Origin of the sequence: Loigolactobacillus backii (assembly GCF_003946275.1) — a bacterium.
GTDB classification, from domain to species: Bacteria; Bacillota; Bacilli; order Lactobacillales; family Lactobacillaceae; genus Loigolactobacillus; species Loigolactobacillus backii.
In genome coordinates, this window is record NZ_RHNQ01000065.1 from 1 (window position 1) to 12,021 (window position 12,021).

Consider the following 12,021-nt stretch of genomic DNA (forward strand, 5'->3'; position numbering starts at 1 on the left):
TGAGTAAACAAAAAGCACATTCACCGAAGTGAATGTGCCGTTCAAAATCTCCACCAATACGATTTGACAGAGACCCATCTAATATTCAAAACCAGAATATTAGATGGGCTGGCTTATATTCTGGGATCTAACCGCTGATTTGATCACTCTCTTTAAATAAGATGCACACCCTTATCAACGTAAACCACGTCGCCGGTCATTCCAGTTGCCAGATCACTCATCAAAAAGGCAGCCACATTTCCGATTTCGGTTGTTGTAACGCTCTTTTGATCAACGGTTCTCGACTCCGATTCCTTTAACAATTCACCATGATGCTTAATGCCGGTAACTGCTAATGTCTTAACCGCACCCGCAGAAATTGCGTTTACTCGAATCCCATTCACCCCTAAATCTGAAGCTAAATAGCGAACGTTGGCTTCCAAGGCCGCTTTGGCAACACCCATCATATTGTAATTTGGAATGGCCCGAGTTGAACCAAAATAAGTCAAAGTTACAATACTTGAAGGGTCATTTAGGATTGGTTGTGCATAACGACTCACTGCAATCAATGAGTAGGCACTAATGTTTTGAGCCAAATCGTATCCTTCACGAGTAGTATGTACCAGCCCAGACGTCAATGTCTCACGGTCAGCATAAGCGATTGCATGAATCACACCATCAATTTTGCCATACTTATTACCAATCTCTTCGAATGCATTTTTAATGTTGTCATCATCAGCAACGTCACATTCTACTAATTCTGAATCTTCAGGAACAAATCGTTGTAAGCTCTTCTTAATTCGATCATTTTGATAAGTTAAAATAACCTTAGCGCCTTGATCAATAATTGCCTGGGTACATCCCCAAGCAATACTGCGTTTATTTGCGACCCCCATGATCACAATTGTTTTTCCATCTAAAAAGCCACTCATTTAATTCGGCCTCCAAATAATTTTTCTTTTAAAAATTCCGGTAACGTTGCTCACGTTGGCGTAATAACTCGTCAATCGGTAAATTAGCCAGTTCATTAAACTGATTTGCCAGAAAGTCACGTAGTGGGCCTAAATTCTCACCAGAGTGGTATTCATGAATAATCTGATCAATAATACCATTTTCTTGTAACCATTCTGGTGTTAAATTTAAGGCTTCAGCTGCTTGCTGGACCTTTGATGAATCCTTCCACATGATGCTGGCATAGCCTTCAGGTGACAAAACGGAATAAATACTATCTTCAAACATAAATACTTTGTCGCCACAGGCAAGCGCAATCGCGCCACCACTACCACCCTCACCAACAATGATACTAATGTACGGTACCTTTAGTTGCATGCCCACTTGTAAGCACTTGGCAATTGCAGAACCAATACCGTGATATTCAGCATCCACATCCGGCCAAGCGCCAGGCGTATTCACCAGCGCCAAAATCGGTCGATGGAATTTTTCCGCCTGTTGCATTAATCGAAGCGCTTTACGATAGCCTTCCGGTTCAGGGCTACCGAAATGACGCTTGATATTTTCTTCCGTATCAGCACCCTTACGAATCCCAACCACCGTAATCGGTACATCCTTTAACAATCCAATGCCACCGATTACTGCTTGATCATCGCCATCAGACCGATCTCCATGGAGTTCAAAAAAATCAGTTGTCAAACCACGAATGAGTTCATCCGTTGAAATTTTATGACTGTCACGGGCTGCCTGAACACGTTGATAAGCTGTTTTTTTAGCCATGACTAGCCTCCCTCTGATGCAGTCGCAAAAATTGAGAGATTGTCTGCTTTAAATTGGTCCGCGGAACAATCGCATCGATAAAGCCGTGATCCAAAACAGTTTCAGCCCTTTGAAAATTCTTGGGTGGCTGCTTCATAATTGTTTGTTCAATGACTCGGCGACCAGCAAATCCAACCAAAGCATGAGATTCGGCTAAAATAATGTCGCCCTGCATTGCAAAACTGGCAGTAACGCCACCAGTCGTTGGATCACAAAGAACCACCAGATAAAACAGTCCGGCTTTGCTGTGAGCCTCAACAGCCTGGGACACCTTTGCCATTTGCATCAGTGACTTGATCCCTTCCTGCATCCTCGCACCACCAGAAGCCGTAAACATGACAACCGGCAACTTTTCAGTGGTTGCTTTTTCGAACAATCGAACAATTTTTTCACCAGTGGCACTGCCAAGACTACCCATGATAAAGAATGGGTCCATAATTCCGGCCGCCACTTTTTGATGATCCAGTGACCCGATTCCAGTCAAGACACTTTCCTTAATTCCGGTTACCTTTTTTGCTTTTGCAATTTTACCCCGATACTTCTTATCGTCATATTGGTCGGGAACCGTTACGTCTGCATCCATTTCGTCAAAGGTATCAAACGTAATCTTAGCCCGCCTGCGAGCCGTAATTCGAAAACCAAATCCACAATTAGGGCAGGTTCGCTGCTTGCCCATTCTCATCGAAAAAAACGTTGTATGGCAAATTGGGCATTCTTTCATTAAGTTATCGGGGATTTTATCCATTCGCTTTTTTAATTCATCACGACTGGGCATTTTAAACCGACTTTGCAGCATTTAATCCCCTCCTACCAGCAAGAACATCATTTTCAATAAAACTAGTTGAGTAGGTTCCCTGTTTAAATCGATCAGATGTAACTAACTCATATAAAAAGGCTTGATTGGTTATGACACCCGTAATTTCAAGCTCACTTAACACCCGTTTCATCTTCGCAATGACCGCATTCCGGTCATTTAAATGAACGATTAATTTAGCGATCATTGAATCATAAAAAGGTGAAATAAAACTGCCGTTGGTCACACCAGCATCAATTCGGACACCCAATGACCCATCAGGGAAAAATAAATGGGTAATTTTCCCGGGTTGAGGAGCAAAGTTGTTTTCGGGGTCTTCGGCATTTAATCGACACTCCAAAGCATGTCCCTTAACAGTCGCATCTGCTTGAACAAAGGGTAATACTTCATTAGCAGCAACGGCTAACTGACCCTTTACCAGCTCAATGCCGGTAACTTCTTCGGTAATCGTATGTTCAACCTGAAGACGAGTATTCATTTCCATAAAGTAAAAATGGTGATCGTGATCCATCAAAAATTCGTAGGTCCCAGTATTTGTATAACCAAGTTTAAGCGTTGCCTTGGCAACAATTTCACCTAATTCCTGACGTTCTTCAGGAGAAATCAAAATACATGGACTTTCTTCAACTACCTTTTGATGATTTCGTTGCAGAGAACAGTCACGTTCCGGTAAATAGACAACGTGGCCAAAATTATCCGCAATCACCTGCATTTCAACATGTTTGGCATCTCGGATTAGTTTTTCAACATACATACTATCATCACCAAATGATGCCTTGGCCTCACGTTGGCACTGCTCGAATGAATCACGAAGCTCTTCTGGCCGATCAACCTCACGGATACCTTTACCACCACCACCGGCAGCGGATTTCAATAAAACTGGGAAACCAATTTTTTCAGCAATCCGTTCAGCTTGATCAACTGAAGTGACATCACCCTCGCTACCAGGGATCACCGGAACGCCCGCGGACTTCATTGCCTCTCTGGCGTTAGCCTTGTCACCCATCAGTGAAATCAATTGATGGCTAGGACCAATGAATTGAATATGACAAGACTCACACATTTCCGCAAACTCAGCATTCTCAGAGAGAAAACCGTACCCGGGATGAATGGCTTCACAACCAGTTAAAGTTGCGGCACTCATAATTTGGGCCATATTTAAATAAGAATCACTCGGCTGGGCACCGCCAATACAGATCGCCTCATCAGCTAAATGAACAAACAAGCTCTCCTTATCAGCACTGGAATAAACAGCAACTGCTTCAATATTCATGTCATGAAGTGCTCTGATAATTTGCACAGCAATTTCGCCACGATTTGCCACTAATACTTTTTTAAACATATGCTCACCTTCTTGTACGTATGTGTCAAGCTTTAGTAGGTAGTGTCTCTAATTAGATTTTATTTATGTTTTTAACTACTTTTTGTTTCGTTCCGGCGTTGATGCGGGGCCGTGTGGGTCGCTTACGAGCTAACTTCTTGCCCTTCAGGCCAAAAGTGGATCTCTCCAGTCTCCCATGTCTCTAAGCGATAAATCGCTAAGTGACATCGACACACTCTTTCACCAACGCCTCCACTCCACCTGTTATTCAAATCCTATGAAATAGCCTTCACCAAATTACCCATAGCACTGCTAGTTGCTGCGTCTAATGAAATACTGCCGTGCCTAATTCCTTGATGTTGCGTAAAAGGCTGTTTAAGAAAATAACTAGCGGCCACTTTAACTGGCATGATGCTTATTGGCAAGGTATTGGGCATCTTTATCATTGCCGTTTCTAATTGCCCGTTAATTTCACTGGTAATCACCGCAATCATCGCCTTCAATCCAGCTTTACTCCAAGAGCGACCTTGATGTTTTAACCGATAGGTAAAGCGTCGATGATTACTTTCACAGCCACCTAAACACACGGTTTCGGTAGCTAAGCTGCGCTTGTCAGCTGGCTTTAAATAATTCCAGTTACGTTTCAAGTAACTCCGTAAAAGCTGAATTGCTTCCAGACTATCCGCATCATTGGCTTGGAACTCACACGTATCAAGGACAATTTGAACTTGATCATTATCCCAATTATGCACACCCTGAAATAGTTTACTTTGCAGAATTTTAGGCATCTTGCTTAATCGACTACGAATTTTTCGGTTCAAGTGATAACGATCTAAAAAGTGCTCATGTTTTTTGGCCCCAACCGCTAATTCATCAAAGCAGGATGGTTCATAGCCACTCCCATTATCGCTACCGGTAATCATTGTAGTTGCTCGTAAATCATAATTCTGATCGAGATAATCTTGTACTTGATTAAAAACTGCTTGCCGGTTTAATCCCGTAAATACATGTCGGTTTAACGTCTGTCGGCGCTGGCCATTTTGGCTAATACCTTCCGTTAGTTGCAGTCGATGAATAAAGACATTTTTATGGTGTTGCTTAGCCTTTAAGGCCACACAAAAGGCATCGCCTTCCAAATACAGATAAGGAACTCGCCGTTTCTTTTCGATGTTCACTAATGTGGTTTCTTCACGCTGCTTTTCACATTGCGTACCGGCTGCTTGATAAAGTTGACCAACTTTTTGACGACTGATAGAAAGTGGGGTTAAAAGGTTAACAGCCAAAGCCGTTGTCCGTAAAACACTATGTGAAGCTAGCTTGGCAACCTTTTCGACCATTAAGGGTGAAAATCTACTTCGTGGAATTAACTGCAAATAACGATCCAAAGGAAAGACATACTTTTTATCAGCTAGCTTCACTAACCGGCGTTTGAAAGTTACGGCCCCACACATGAAATTCAAAGTTCTTTCGCGTTTACCGACAATTTCTTGGTATTTTGTTTCACCAATTAAAAGATCATCCAACTCTTCTAGTGCTTGACCTAAAGCAGTGGCAATCAACGCTTGACACCGAATCATTAAATCTTGTTCCGCATTAAATAAACTATTACTATCCTTTAAAACTGTCATGATTTCTGTTAAGATTTGAGACATGAAGACCGTTACCTCCTAATTTTTGGCTACCAACCTAATTAGAAGATTAACGGTCTTCTCGTGTTTTGAAAAGGCTTTTTTTCACTTTCCTACTAAAACTTTACACTAACTTCTTGTACTTAAAAACGTTTTGGAACGCCATTTGGATTCATTCCCGAAATGAGCCAGGTTTCTCATTCCACCGCAAATATCAGGTCGGCCTCACAAATCACTTGACCGTCTCGAATAATCGATCCGTGACCTAATCCAATGTTCATTTTGAGCTTTTTCATTTCCACTTCAAAGATTAACCGGTCGCCTGGTCGAAAATCATCTTGAAAAGTGGCGTTTTTTATGCCGCCAAAAAACACATTTTTCCCTTGATATTTTGGTAATGACAGAATGGCAGCAACCCCAGTCTGAGCCATTGCCTCAATCATAATTGGCCGTGGGACAACTAACCGGTTAACCGGCTGGTTGGCAAAGAACCATTCATTAATGGAAATCAGTTTCACCGATCTTGCCTTAACACCTGCTTGAACATCCAAAAAGCGGTCAATCATTTCAAAAGGATAGCGTTGGGGAATCACATCATTTACGTTGGGTGTCATTATTATCTATCCCTTCTTAACTTGAAACAGTGGTTGATCATACTCAACCATACTGCCATCCTCAACCAAGATATTTGAAATTGTTCCTGAAACATCACTCTTAACTTCATTGATCATCTTCATTGCTTCAATAACGCAGACAACGTCCCCTTTTTCAACTTTATCGCCCTGCTTTTTAAAGGCAGGCTTATCGGGACTTGGCGCGAAATAGATAACACCTACCAGCGGTGCTTTAATTTCGGCGACATCAGCTGCCGAATTAACAGCTGGCGTTGTTGATTCATTCTGTGATTGTTTTGACGTCGGTTTAGGTGCGCTAACAGTGTCATTAGGTGTTGTTAATGTTGGCTCACCTACAACAACTTGGTCACCAGCCTCACGTTTACTCAATGCCAATTTAAAATCATCCTGCGTTAACTCAAAGTTTTTGAGTGATGATTTATCAAACTTATCTAATAACCGTTCAATTTCCTTCTCGTCCATAACTTTAATCACATCCCTTAAATGCAATTACAGCGTTGTGTCCTCCAAATCCAAATGAGTTACTGATTGCATAGTTAACAGTTGTTTTCTTATTGGTGTCATCAACTAAATCAACATCACATTCTTCATCTTGGTTAACAACACCCACATTTACCGGCATTTGGTTTCTTTGAATTGCGCCGATTGTTGCAACAGCCTCAATCGCACCGGCTGCGCCCAATGCGTGGCCAGTCATCCCTTTGGTACTGCTTACCTTAACATGATCATTCTTTGAGAAGACCACATTGATTGCCTTGGATTCAGCGCTGTCATTGGCATGAGTACTTGTTCCGTGCGCGTTAATATAGTCAACATCAGTGGCATCAATTTCAGCCTCGTCAATGGCCATTTGCATTGCCCGTTTAGCGCCGGTTCCCTCTGGATCAGGCGCTGTCATATGGTAAGCATCACTAGTCGTTCCATAACCAACAATCTCAGCAAGGATCTTAGCGCCACGTGCTTTGGCATGGTCATAACTTTCCAAGACCAGGGTTCCAGAACCTTCACCCATTACAAAACCATTTCGGTCTTTATCAAACGGAATTGACGCTTTCATTGGATCTTCGGTCTTCGATAATGCCGTAATTGCAGCAAATCCTGAAATACCAATTTCATTTACTGAAGCTTCAGTTCCGCCTGCAATCATTGCCTCAGCTTTTCCTTCTTTAATATATTCAAAGGCATTGCCAATTGCATTAGTCCCTGACGAACAGGCAGTCACAATAGCTTGACTGGTGTTACGGGCCTTGAAGGCAATTGAAATATCACCGGCAGCCATATTAACAATGGAATTAGGCACAAAGAGAGGTGATACCCGCTTAGGTCCTTTGTCGTGCATCTTGATGACTTGCTCTTGAATGGTCGTCAAACCACCAATTCCTGAACCATAAATGACGCCTAGTTCCTCTGGTTTGATATTGTCTTCATTCAAGCCAGCCATTTCCATCGCTTCGTGAGCACTATATAGCGCGTAATTGACAAACAGACCATTTCGCTTTGCGGTTTTTCGGTCCAAGCGCTTCATTGCGTCAAAGTCCTTGACTTCACCGGCAACAGAAATTCCAGTTGCTTCTGCATCAAATTTGGTAATCTTATTAATGCCAACCTTCGAATTTAATAAGTTGGTCAGAAAACTATCAACATCATTTCCGAGTGGGGTAACGGCACCCATTCCAGTAACAACGACTCTGTTCATGAATTTTTCTCCTTTAGCAATTAAATTGTTAATCCACCATCAATTGTGATGACTTGACCTGTTAAATAATCATTATGCACCAAGAACGAAACTGCGTCGGCAATTTCTTCCGGTCGGCCAAATCGTTTCAACGGAATTTGATCAGTGAATTCTTTTTGACGACGTTCGCTCATTTTTCCAGTCATATCGGTTTCAATCATTCCCGGAGCAACAGCATTACAACGAATATTACGTAAAGCCCCTTCACGAGCGGCTGTTTTTGTCAAACCGACTAGTCCAGCTTTACTAGCGGAATAATTAGCCTGCCCAATATTACCATGCAAGCCTGAAATACTGGAAATGTTGACAATGACACCAGAACGACTCTTTTGCATTGACTTCATTGCAAACTTGGTCATGTTAAACGCGCCAATTAAATTTGTGTCAATAACTGCTTTAAAATCCGACAGCTTAGTGCGGCTCAATAATTTGTCGCGGTTAATGCCCGCATTGTTTACTAAAACATCAATTTGACCATATTTTTCCAGCAAACTGTCAATCATTGCTTGGGCATCATCTTCGTTGGCCACGTCGCCAACCAAATTATCAAAAGTAACTCCCTGATCACTTAATTGCTGCTTCACATCATCATCTAAAGCATGGTGCGTATTTAAAACAACTGTCATACCATCTTTTGAAAGCCTTTTGGCAATCGCTAATCCGATCCCCTTTGCGGCACCGGTTACTAATGCAATTTGTTTTGCTTCACTCATTATTTCACCAACTTTACATTTGATCTGACATCATTCAATGTCTTAACACTATCAATATGTAGTGTGTCAACAGTTGATAACGATTTTGCAAACTTCATCAACGTATCACCCGGACCGATTTCAATCATCGTATCACTGCCCAAATTGACTAAGGCTTTGAGGCAATCAATGAAATGGGTCGGATTAACCAACTGATCAACCAGCGTCTGTTTCATATTGGCAACATCAAATTGGGTCATTGTTGTATTACTAATAACAGGAAACTTAAACTCATGAAAGTCAACAGTTTGAATTCGATCAGCTAATAAATCACTTGCTTCTTGCATAAACGGAGTATGAGAAGCAACCGTCATTTTTAACGGAACAACCCGCTTAATCCCATGTTCATGAAGATAAGTGGTTGCTGCGTCCAAACCGGCCTGTGTACCCCCGATAACAATCTGCGAATCGGTATTAAAATTAGCTGGGTAAATATCACCTGCTTGAGCACCAACCCGGCAGGCTTCACGGACTAAATCAGCGTTTGCCTTAAGAACAGCTGCCATTTTACCCGGATGATCTTTTCCTGCTTTATCCATATAGCGAGAACGATCACGAACCAGCTTTAGCGCATCAGCAAACTGAACACCACGAGCAGCTATAATTGCACTATATTCGCCAAGGCTCAATCCAGCAGCGCCCACTGGTGATCCGAATTCTTTTTCAAGAATCCGAAAAATACCGGTACTCATTGCGACAATGGCGACCTGGACATTATTGGGATCATCCATAACCTCTGATTTACTCAAATCCATATTAAGTGCAGCAGAAGCTTCCTCAATGGTTTGACGATAAATTACCTCTTGTTGGTAAAGGTCCTGCCCCATCTCGGGAAATTGTTTTCCCTGACCGCTAAATAAATAACTTAATCTCAAAGTATCAACCTACTTAGTTTGTTGTTTAAGAACGTAATCTACCAAACCACCAACAGTTTCCATACCTTCGTCAGTTTCAATTTCGATATCATAAGTATCTTCAATTTTGTCAACAACTTCGAAGATATCCAAACTGTCAAGAGAAAGATCATTCTTGAAATTAGTGTCTTCTTTAATTTTGTCTGCATCAACATCCAATTGGTCCACGATAATATCCTTTACCTTGTTAAATACTTCTTCTTTAGTCATCATTAATTTCCTCCAATATAGTTGTTTGTTTTTAATTTGATTAATTAATTTTCTATGAGCAATATCGTTAATAAGTCAGTAACATGGTTCCAACTGTTAAGCCACCACCGAAGCCACTTAACGCAATTGTATCGCCACGTTTGATAATGTTGTGTTTTACTAGCTGATCCAACAAGATCGGTTCGCTGGCAGCTGCGGTATTCCCAAATTCACCGATGTTAACCGGAAATTTGGTCATTGGCAGCTCGAGTTCATCCGCAATCCGCTCGACAATTCGAACGTTCGCTTGATGAAGGACATAGTGGTCAACATCTGTCGGTGCTAATTTAGCCACCGATAATGCATGGTTAACCGAATCGGGAACATTCTTAACCGCGAATTGATAAACACGCCGACCATTCATCTTAAAGAACGGCTTGAATGGTTGATGATCTGATGAAAATGGTGATGGCTGACCAGTCTTACCAGCCGTTAAATAGCCACCAAGACTGCCAAGGGTTGTCATACTATCTGCAAGATATGACCCATCAGCAGTTGTCTCGTTCGTAACCAAAACCCCACCGGCACCATCACCAAACAAAACGGCAGTGGATCGATCAGACCAATCCAAAAGCTTACTTAACGTTTCACCACCAATTAAAATGGCATTCTTTTTATGATCTGCCATCAGCATTTGCCGAATTAGCTTCAATCCATAAACAAACCCTGAGCAGGCTGCATCAATATCAAACGCCATCGCCTTAGTAGCACCAATGTTTCCTTGCACAGTTGCACTGGTAGAAGGTGTTAAATAATCAGGTGACATGGTTGCAACAACGATCAAATCAATATCGTCAGGCTGCAGTTCGCTTTGAGCAAGTAATTGCTGAGCAACGCTGGTACAAAGTGAGCTTGTAGTTTCAGTAACGGCAATATGCCGACGCTTAATTCCCGTTCGCTTAACGATCCACTCATCAGAGGTGTCCATCATCGTTGAAAGTTCATGATTATCAACAACTCGCTCAGGCACTTGACTCGCCGTAGCTACTATTTTGAAATCTTCAAATTTCATTTTGATGAAACCTCGTCAATAAATTTCTCAACGTTAACCAATGCCTGCCGCATCTTTCGAATATCGGATCCGTCAAATTCCTTTAAGCAACTTTCAACCAACTGGCGATGGAACGCATAGTGGGCACGATAAAGCAATCTGCCCTTACTCGTCAGCCCAAGGTTGATAATCCGACGGTCCTGTTGGTTAATCATTCGAATGATGTAGCCTTTTTTCTCAAGGTTATTAAGATTGGCAGTTAACGTCCCTTTACTTAACTTCAAAACACGTGATACTTCTGAAGTTGTTTTCCGATCATGAAGGCCAATTGTATGAATAAGATGCAATTCTTTTGCAGTGATGTCCTTAAATCGACTCTTTCGAATTTCACTCTCTTCAATTCGCATTATCTGATCATAAATATCTATCAAAGCCTCACTTATGAAATTGTAATCATCTTTAATTTCATCACTCGTCGAATTCATTCATTAAATCTCCTCATTCACTCTCGGTCTAAATCTTTTTATCTGGATTTGGAACAATGAACGTTAAGTCGGCGGAACAAGCCACTTTGTCTTCAACTTTGGCAGCGCATTTAACTTTACCCATGTTGTCACGCTGTTTTTCCATTTCAACATGTAGCTTCAAAACATCACCCGGACGAACAACTTTTCTGAATTTGGCATTATCAATGGCACCAAGGTAAGCTGTCTTGCCACGATATTTTTCCGTCTTGAGAATTAAAATCGAAGCTGCTTGAGCAAGCGACTCGATAATTAATACGCCGGGCATAACTGGATTTCCAGGAAAATGGCCTTGGAAAAATTCCTCGTTAATTGTGACGTTTTTGGTACAAACGATCGATTCACCCGGATTTAATTCATCGACTTTATCCATAAACAAAATTGGATATCGATTGGGAATTAGATCCATAATTTTAGCTGCATCTAATACACTCATTGCTTTCTTCCTTTCGGTTGCAAAACTGATCAAGTATCACGCCAGATTAATTCGACTTTCGAACTAAATTGTCAAAAAAATTTGGTTGATTTCACTTCATCCATGTCCAAATTTTGAACATCCCACATCATAACCTAAAATAGTTTGAAATTCAAACTATTTTGGTTAATGGCGTAATAACCGATAAAACTAAGAACTGAAACTTGAAAGCTAATAATCACGCCAAAGGCGTGTGGTTATTGGCTTTTTTGGCAAAAAAATAAACGCAAGCTC

Annotated in this window: 14 protein-coding genes; all 14 read right to left on the bottom strand. The window is 41.5% G+C overall.

The window, feature by feature from the left end; genetic code table 11:
* Positions 1 to 152: 152 nt before the first annotated feature.
* The 14 genes from fabI to fabZ all read right to left on the bottom strand — a co-directional run bounded on the left by fabI (position 153) and on the right by fabZ (position 11,748).
* On the bottom strand, positions 153 to 911 hold the full coding sequence (gene fabI / locus EKM61_RS09920; protein ID WP_056973839.1) for an enoyl-ACP reductase FabI: 759 nt from the start codon (positions 909 to 911) through the stop codon (positions 153 to 155).
* 28 nt (positions 912 to 939) lie between these two features.
* Positions 940 to 1,710, bottom strand: a complete 771-nt coding sequence (accA, locus tag EKM61_RS09925) for a carboxyltransferase subunit alpha (RefSeq protein ID WP_056973842.1) — start codon at positions 1,708 to 1,710, stop codon at positions 940 to 942.
* Positions 1,703 to 2,545, bottom strand: a complete 843-nt coding sequence (locus tag EKM61_RS09930; RefSeq protein ID WP_056973843.1) for an acetyl-CoA carboxylase carboxyltransferase subunit beta — start codon at positions 2,543 to 2,545, stop codon at positions 1,703 to 1,705. The genes accA and EKM61_RS09930 overlap by 8 nt, the downstream gene beginning before the upstream one ends.
* Positions 2,526 to 3,905, bottom strand: a complete 1,380-nt coding sequence (locus EKM61_RS09935) for an acetyl-CoA carboxylase biotin carboxylase subunit (RefSeq protein WP_056973845.1) — start codon at positions 3,903 to 3,905, stop codon at positions 2,526 to 2,528. The genes EKM61_RS09930 and EKM61_RS09935 overlap by 20 nt, the downstream gene beginning before the upstream one ends.
* Positions 3,906 to 4,159: 254 nt before the next feature.
* The gene (locus tag EKM61_RS09940; RefSeq protein ID WP_056973847.1) at positions 4,160 to 5,536 is read right to left on the bottom strand and encodes an ISLre2 family transposase; all 1,377 of its coding nucleotides are present in this window, start codon (positions 5,534 to 5,536) and stop codon (positions 4,160 to 4,162) included.
* A 173-nt stretch (positions 5,537 to 5,709) separates the two neighbouring features.
* Entirely contained in the window at positions 5,710 to 6,126 is a 417-nt protein-coding gene (locus tag EKM61_RS09945) for a 3-hydroxyacyl-ACP dehydratase FabZ family protein (RefSeq protein WP_056973850.1), read from the bottom strand.
* A 6-nt stretch (positions 6,127 to 6,132) separates the two neighbouring features.
* Positions 6,133 to 6,609 (bottom strand): acetyl-CoA carboxylase biotin carboxyl carrier protein, encoded by a 477-nt coding sequence (gene accB / locus EKM61_RS09950; protein WP_056973865.1) that lies wholly within the window; start codon positions 6,607 to 6,609, stop codon positions 6,133 to 6,135.
* Between the two features lie 4 nt (positions 6,610 to 6,613).
* Positions 6,614 to 7,843 (bottom strand): beta-ketoacyl-ACP synthase II, encoded by a 1,230-nt coding sequence (fabF, locus tag EKM61_RS09955; RefSeq protein WP_068226339.1) that lies wholly within the window; start codon positions 7,841 to 7,843, stop codon positions 6,614 to 6,616.
* 20 nt (positions 7,844 to 7,863) lie between these two features.
* On the bottom strand, positions 7,864 to 8,595 hold the full coding sequence (gene fabG / locus EKM61_RS09960) for a 3-oxoacyl-[acyl-carrier-protein] reductase (RefSeq protein ID WP_056973854.1): 732 nt from the start codon (positions 8,593 to 8,595) through the stop codon (positions 7,864 to 7,866).
* On the bottom strand, positions 8,595 to 9,509 hold the full coding sequence (locus EKM61_RS09965) for an ACP S-malonyltransferase (RefSeq protein WP_056986344.1): 915 nt from the start codon (positions 9,507 to 9,509) through the stop codon (positions 8,595 to 8,597). Before EKM61_RS09965 ends, fabG begins: the two co-directional genes overlap by 1 nt.
* 9 nt (positions 9,510 to 9,518) lie before the next feature.
* Entirely contained in the window at positions 9,519 to 9,758 is a 240-nt protein-coding gene (locus tag EKM61_RS09970) for an acyl carrier protein (RefSeq protein ID WP_068226346.1), read from the bottom strand.
* 67 nt (positions 9,759 to 9,825) lie between these two features.
* Complete coding sequence (locus EKM61_RS09975; protein WP_056973858.1) at positions 9,826 to 10,809, bottom strand: beta-ketoacyl-ACP synthase III; 984 nt, start codon at positions 10,807 to 10,809, stop codon at positions 9,826 to 9,828.
* Positions 10,806 to 11,273: a MarR family winged helix-turn-helix transcriptional regulator gene (locus EKM61_RS09980; RefSeq protein ID WP_068226337.1), complete on the bottom strand. Its 468-nt coding sequence runs from the start codon at positions 11,271 to 11,273 to the stop codon at positions 10,806 to 10,808. Before EKM61_RS09980 ends, EKM61_RS09975 begins: the two co-directional genes overlap by 4 nt.
* Before the next feature lie 28 nt (positions 11,274 to 11,301).
* On the bottom strand, positions 11,302 to 11,748 hold the full coding sequence (gene fabZ / locus EKM61_RS09985) for a 3-hydroxyacyl-ACP dehydratase FabZ (protein WP_056973862.1): 447 nt from the start codon (positions 11,746 to 11,748) through the stop codon (positions 11,302 to 11,304).
* Positions 11,749 to 12,021: the final 273 nt, after the last annotated feature.

Bases quoted from the DNA above. Each gene is read 5' to 3' on its own strand.
- accA (WP_056973842.1), bottom strand. From the start codon at position 1,710: ATGGCTAAAAAAACAGCTTATCAACGTGTTCAGGCAGCCCGTGACAGT.
- EKM61_RS09940 (WP_056973847.1), bottom strand. From the start codon at position 5,536: ATGTCTCAAATCTTAACAGAAATCATGACAGTTTTAAAGGATAGTAAT.
- EKM61_RS09975 (WP_056973858.1), bottom strand. From the start codon at position 10,809: ATGAAATTTGAAGATTTCAAAATAGTAGCTACGGCGAGTCAAGTGCCT.
- EKM61_RS09980 (WP_068226337.1), bottom strand. From the start codon at position 11,273: ATGAATTCGACGAGTGATGAAATTAAAGATGATTACAATTTCATAAGT.
- fabF (WP_068226339.1), bottom strand. From the start codon at position 7,843: ATGAACAGAGTCGTTGTTACTGGAATGGGTGCCGTTACCCCACTCGGA.
- EKM61_RS09935 (WP_056973845.1), bottom strand. From the start codon at position 3,905: ATGTTTAAAAAAGTATTAGTGGCAAATCGTGGCGAAATTGCTGTGCAA.
- accB (WP_056973865.1), bottom strand. From the start codon at position 6,609: ATGGACGAGAAGGAAATTGAACGGTTATTAGATAAGTTTGATAAATCA.
- EKM61_RS09945 (WP_056973850.1), bottom strand. From the start codon at position 6,126: ATGACACCCAACGTAAATGATGTGATTCCCCAACGCTATCCTTTTGAA.
- fabZ (WP_056973862.1), bottom strand. From the start codon at position 11,748: ATGAGTGTATTAGATGCAGCTAAAATTATGGATCTAATTCCCAATCGA.
- EKM61_RS09970 (WP_068226346.1), bottom strand. From the start codon at position 9,758: ATGACTAAAGAAGAAGTATTTAACAAGGTAAAGGATATTATCGTGGAC.
- fabI (WP_056973839.1), bottom strand. From the start codon at position 911: ATGAGTGGCTTTTTAGATGGAAAAACAATTGTGATCATGGGGGTCGCA.
- EKM61_RS09930 (WP_056973843.1), bottom strand. From the start codon at position 2,545: ATGCTGCAAAGTCGGTTTAAAATGCCCAGTCGTGATGAATTAAAAAAG.
- fabG (WP_056973854.1), bottom strand. From the start codon at position 8,595: ATGAGTGAAGCAAAACAAATTGCATTAGTAACCGGTGCCGCAAAGGGG.